This window comes from Comamonas sp. B-9 (assembly GCF_000410635.1).
GTDB lineage: Bacteria > Pseudomonadota > Gammaproteobacteria > Burkholderiales > Burkholderiaceae_C > Comamonas.
In genome coordinates this window covers 2,672-7,690 of record NZ_KE148570.1, presented here as the reverse complement: position 1 = coordinate 7,690, position 5,019 = coordinate 2,672, and the positions used below count along the sequence as shown (strand labels likewise).

Here is a 5,019-nt window from a genome sequence, read left to right as displayed (position 1 = left end):
GGCCGCGCTGCGTCCAGCGGCTGCTGAGGGCGCGGGCCAGCCAGTCGAGCACAAAGCCCAGGCAGCCGATGACAACGATGCCGGCCATCAGCTCGTCATAGGCCAGGCGGTCGCGCGTGTCCAGCACAAAATAGCCCATGCCGCTGGAGACGCCCAGCATCTCGGCGGGCACCAGCACAATCCAGCCAATGCCCACCGCCAGCCGAAAACCGGTGAGGATATGGCTGATGCAGCCGGGCAGCACCACGCGGGCAATGGTCTCCCAGCGCGTGGCCGACAGGCTGTGCGCCAGCCGCATCCAGGCCGGGTCCAGCGCAGCCACACCCGCGGCGGTGTTCAGCATGATGGGCCAGACGGTGGCAAAGCTGAGCAGAAAAATCACCGGTGCCTCACCCACGCCCAGCGCCATCACCGCCAGCGGCATCCAGGACAGCGGCGAGACCATGCGCAAGAACTGGAAAGTTGGCCCACTGATACGCGCAAAGAGCGGCGACAGCCCCAGGCACATCCCCAGCGGCACGCCCATGGCCAGTGCCAGGGCCAGCGCAATCGCAATGCGCTCCAGGCTCATGCGGATATGCGGCCACAGCTCGCCACTGCCCAGCAGATGCACGAGCGCCTGGAGCCCGGCCTGCGGCGCAAAGGCGGCGCGGATGGCCTCCACATCGGACAGATGCCGGGCCGCCACCGCCCACAGCGCCAGCGTGATGGCCATGCCCAGCAGCGGCCAGGCCAGGCGCGCCGCCCAGCGTTTGCCAGCCTGCATCATGCGGCAATCACTTCCTTGCGGCTGAAGTCATCGGCATGGCCAAAGGCCTTCAAGCCGCCCACCTGGCTGAGCGCCTGCTTGACAAAGCGGTCATCGACCAGGTCCTTGGCAGCAAAGGCCGGGTCCAGCTCGCGGATAAAGTCCACATTGCCTTCCATCAAGGTGCCCTGCATGGCCTTGACCAGCTCCTGCGTGTAGCTGGGGAAGGGATAGGGCTGGAAGTCGATGCGGCGCTGGTTCCACTCGGGGTGCTGTAGCACGCCCTTGGCGCGGTACTGGTCGAAGTCCTTCAGGTCAAACACCTTTTGCAGCACCGGCAGCGGGTGCGGCGTGTACTTGTTGGCACCGTCCTTGGACATCAGCTCGGCCGTCTCGCCCATGTGGTCGCGCGTCCACAGCTGCGCCTTGACGATGGCCGTGGTCACGCGCTGCGCCCATTCGGGGCGCTCGGCAATGTCGCGCTCGGACAAGGTCACCAGGCAGCAGGCATGGTCCTTCCAGATATCGCCCAGGAAACGCGCCACCTTGCCCACACCCATGGTCTCGGCCACCGCGTTGAACGGGTCGGCCACGATAAAGCCGGACACCGATTTGGAGGCCAGCGCGGCCACCATCTCGGCGGGCGGCACGATCACCAGGTTCACCTCCTTGGCCCCCAGCGCCGTGCCCTTGGGCTTGCTGACCGGCGTGAGCCCGTTCTTGCGCAGCACCTGCTGGATGAGGATGTTGTGGATCGAGTACCAGAACGGAATCGCAAATGTGGTGCCCGCCAGATCGACCACACTGTTGATGTTGGGCGCCACAGTGATGGCCGAGCCGCTCATATGGTTCCAGGCCACCACCTTGGCACCAAACTTGGAGCCATAGCGCACCGACAAGGTGGTGGGCGACAGCAAGTGCACCACGTTCACCTGGCCGGCAATAAAGGCCTCGATCAGCTGCGCCCAGCTGCGAAACAGGCGCGGCTTTTCCGTCTGCAGGCCTTCGGCCTCAAACAGCTTGCGGCTGTGCGCCACAAAGAATGGCGTGGCATCGGTAATGGCCAGGTAGCCGATGCGCACGGGCACATCGTCGCCCTTGAACTTTTGTGCGAAGGCATCGCCCGCGCGCAGCAAAGGCGTGGCCGCTGCGCCGCTGATGGCGGCAATGCGCAGCCAGTCGCGCCGGCTGATGCCGCAGTCGCAGTGGCTGGAGGTGCAAATGTGCTGGTAAGTCATGGTTCTCTCTCCTCGTCGTTGGGGTGTGTCTCAGGTTTGTCAGACGGCCGTGGCCTGCCCGCGCAGGCTTTGCAATGCATGCAAGATCTCCAGCCGCATCGCAGCGACGCGCTCGTCGTCCATGCGCCGTGGGTGCGGAATGTCGATGCGCCAGCTCTGCACGATGCGGCCAGCGCCGGCTTGCACATCGGGCGTGCTGCCCATCAGCAGCACCCGGTCTGCGACCAGCAGGGCCTCGTCGATATCGTGGGTGACCAGGAGCGCTGCGGTATGCCAGCGGTGCACGACCTCCACCAAGAGCGCCTGCATGTCGCTGCGGGTCAGCACATCAAGCGCCGAGAACGGCTCATCGGCCAGCAGCAGGCGCGGCTCGCGCGCCAGCGCACGGGCCAGCGCCGCCCGCTGGGCCATGCCGCCCGAGAGCTGGGCCGGGAAAAGCTTTTCCTTGCCGCGCAGGCCCACGGCCTCGATGCTGGCCTGCACGCGCTGCGCAATCACCGGTTGCGTGGCCTGGGGCTGGTGCTTGAAATCCAGGCCAAAGGCCACGTTGTCCTTTACATTCAGCCAGGGCAGCAGGCTGGCCTGCTGGAACACCACGGCCGCGCGCGGGTGCGGCGCCCGCAACGGCGTATCGAGAAACTGCAGGGTTCCCGCATCGGGCGGTTGCAGCCCCGCCAGCGTGCGCAGCAAGGTCGATTTGCCACAGCCACTGCCGCCCAGCAGCGCCACAATCTCCTGGCTGTCGATATCGATATCGATACCGGCAAACACCGGCTGGCCGGCCCGGTATCCATAGGCCAGGCCCCGGCCCTGCAAGGCCTGGCGGGGTGCAAGGGCTGCCGTCATGCCGACACCTGCGCCGCTTGCTGGGCCAGCTCGCCCTCCAGCTGCGTCAGACTGGGCGTGACAATCGGGATAAAGGCCGACTCGCGCCAGCGGCGGCCAAAATCGCGCTGCTGGTCCTGCAGATAGGCGCGGCCTCCCGTGGCTTGCAGCTCCAGCTGCAGCGCTTGCTGCACGAGGCCTGCCAGGCGCATGCGCAACGCAAACAAGGGGCTGACATCGGCGACCCAGCGGTCATCCAGCACCCCGTCCAGCAGCTCGGCCTCGATCTGGCCCAGCAGCTTCTGCGCCTCAGCCACACGTTCGTGCAAGGGGCCTCGCGCGCCGCCCCCCTGGGCAGCAGCCTGCAGCGCGGCCCGCGCCAGCCCGATCGACAACGCACACTGCATGCCCAAAAAGCCTGGCCGCGCGGCCTTCAGGTACGGAGGCCCGGCCTGGGCCAGCAGCGCATGCGCGGGCACCACCACCTGGTTGAGCTGCAGCGCAGCGGTATTGCTGGCGCGCATGCCCAGCAGGTCCAGATCGGGCGAGCGCACCAGGCCCGGCAGCCCGCTCTCCAGCGCCATCACCATCGGCAGACCGCCGCCTTCGGGCTGCACGGCGGCAGCCACGACAAAGCCCTGGCTGCGCACGTTGGACACCCAAGGCAGCACGCCATCCAGGCTCCAGCCTTGCGCCAGTGGCTTGGCCTGCACCTGCAAGGCCTCGATGCGCGAGAGGAACTTGATCACATTGGAAAGGCCCACCGCCCCGGCGATCTCACCGCGCAGCAAGGCATCCCACCAGCGCTCGCGCGCGGCCTCATTGCCGCTGGCTTGCAGGTAATGGATAAAGGCGCGCTGGCTCCAGAACACAAAGGCCGTCGTCAGCGACAGGCTGGCCACCTCGGCGATCGCGGCAATGGCATCGCGCACATCACCACCATGGCCCCCTTGTGCGACCGGCAGGCCGGTGCGCAGCAGGTCATGGTGGGCCAGCATCGGCAGCACGGTGCTGGCCAGCTCGGCCTGGGTATCGAGCACAAAGGCGCGCTGTGCGATATCGGTTCTTGCGCTGTCGGTCAGCAAGGGGGTGGAAGTGCTCATCGTGTTGGGAGGCCCGCACGGTCGTCTCAGACACACCGGCTGCCGCAGCCCGCCAAGGAGAGCGGTTGGAGAGCACCCGTCGCATGGTCAGTCGCCGGACCGGCAAAAAGTCATGGTGGGAGCGCGGGCAGGCCCCGCGCAAGGATGCTGCAGTCTAACGCAACTGCCTGATAGGCTTATTTGACCAATCGCAGGTGCATCACAGTCACGGCACCGCCAAATCCTGGGCGCGCAGCCATTGCTCGCGCATCTGCGCCTCCAGCGCCAGCAGGCTCTCGGGCGAGCCGCCGCCGCCGACGGCCTGGATGCCCTGCAGCTGCTGCTGGATCTCGGGCTTGGCCAGCAGCTGGGCGACGGCCTGCTGCAGTTCGCGGTTGGCGGCGGCATCGGAGTTGGCAGCGGCCCAGAGGATGAAGTGGTCGTAGACCGCCAAACCTGCCAGCAAGGCATGGGCGCCCAAGGTGGGCCAGGTGATGCCATCGAGGCTTTGCGGATGGGCCGGGTCGGCCGTGGTGCCCAGCACCCGCAGCTGGCCACGCCGCACCGCGGTGGCTACGCCATTCACAGGCGCCAGCACCAGCTCCACCGCATGCGCCTGGGTCACCACATCGGAGTCGGGGTACCTGCCGGGGAAGACCACGCGCTGCAGGTCCACGCGGCTGCGCGCCAGCAGCTGGGCCAACGCCAGCTGCCCGATCCAGCCATCCTCTCCGGTGCCCACCCGCAACCGGCCCGGGTGGGAACGGGCGTAGGCCAGCAGATCATCGGTGCTATGGATGCCCAGCGCATCGGCCTGGGTGCTATCGATGGCCAGCACCCAGGGCTGCGACGCAACCAGGGTCACCGGCTTTAGCGATCGCAGCGCCGTATCGATGGGGGGCCCTTGGTGCAGGCCCGGGAGTCCGCCGCGCGGAAGGGTCATGGCGGTGAACAGAACCTGGCGGTTGCCGCCTTGGGCAGCCAGCCGCTCGTAGTCGGCCACGCTGGCATCGGGCAGATGTGTCACCTCGACCTGGCGGCCCAGCAGCGCCGGCAAATGGGCGGCCAGCATCTGGGCATAGTGGCCGTTGCGGCCACCGGCGGGCGATGGCACGGTGATCTGCAG

Annotated in this window: 5 protein-coding genes; all 5 read right to left on the bottom strand. The window is 67.4% G+C overall.

Annotated features, from left to right (window positions below; all coding sequences use genetic code 11):
* On the bottom strand, positions 1-769 hold a 769-nt coding region (locus H928_RS0112350; RefSeq protein ID WP_021026792.1), incomplete at its 3' end, for an ABC transporter permease.
* Positions 766-1,986 carry an ABC transporter substrate-binding protein gene (locus H928_RS0112345; RefSeq protein ID WP_021026791.1) on the bottom strand — a complete coding sequence of 407 codons (1,221 nt, stop codon included), beginning with the start codon at positions 1,984-1,986 and terminating at the stop codon, positions 766-768. The genes H928_RS0112350 and H928_RS0112345, both read right to left, overlap by 4 nt.
* 39 nt (positions 1,987-2,025) lie before the next feature.
* Positions 2,026-2,832 (bottom strand): ABC transporter ATP-binding protein, encoded by an 807-nt coding sequence (locus H928_RS0112340; RefSeq protein ID WP_021026790.1) that lies wholly within the window; start codon positions 2,830-2,832, stop codon positions 2,026-2,028.
* On the bottom strand, positions 2,829-3,914 hold the full coding sequence (locus tag H928_RS0112335) for an acyl-CoA dehydrogenase family protein (RefSeq protein ID WP_027010887.1): 1,086 nt from the start codon (positions 3,912-3,914) through the stop codon (positions 2,829-2,831). The genes H928_RS0112340 and H928_RS0112335 overlap by 4 nt, the downstream gene beginning before the upstream one ends.
* Before the next feature lie 205 nt (positions 3,915-4,119).
* Positions 4,120-5,019: tripartite tricarboxylate transporter substrate-binding protein (locus H928_RS30120; RefSeq protein WP_204366309.1), on the bottom strand; the 900-nt coding region annotated here is incomplete at its 5' end.

Bases quoted from the DNA above. Each gene is read 5' to 3' on its own strand.
- H928_RS0112340 (WP_021026790.1), bottom strand. From the start codon at position 2,832: ATGACGGCAGCCCTTGCACCCCGCCAGGCCTTGCAGGGCCGGGGCCTG.
- H928_RS0112335 (WP_027010887.1), bottom strand. From the start codon at position 3,914: ATGAGCACTTCCACCCCCTTGCTGACCGACAGCGCAAGAACCGATATC.
- H928_RS0112345 (WP_021026791.1), bottom strand. From the start codon at position 1,986: ATGACTTACCAGCACATTTGCACCTCCAGCCACTGCGACTGCGGCATC.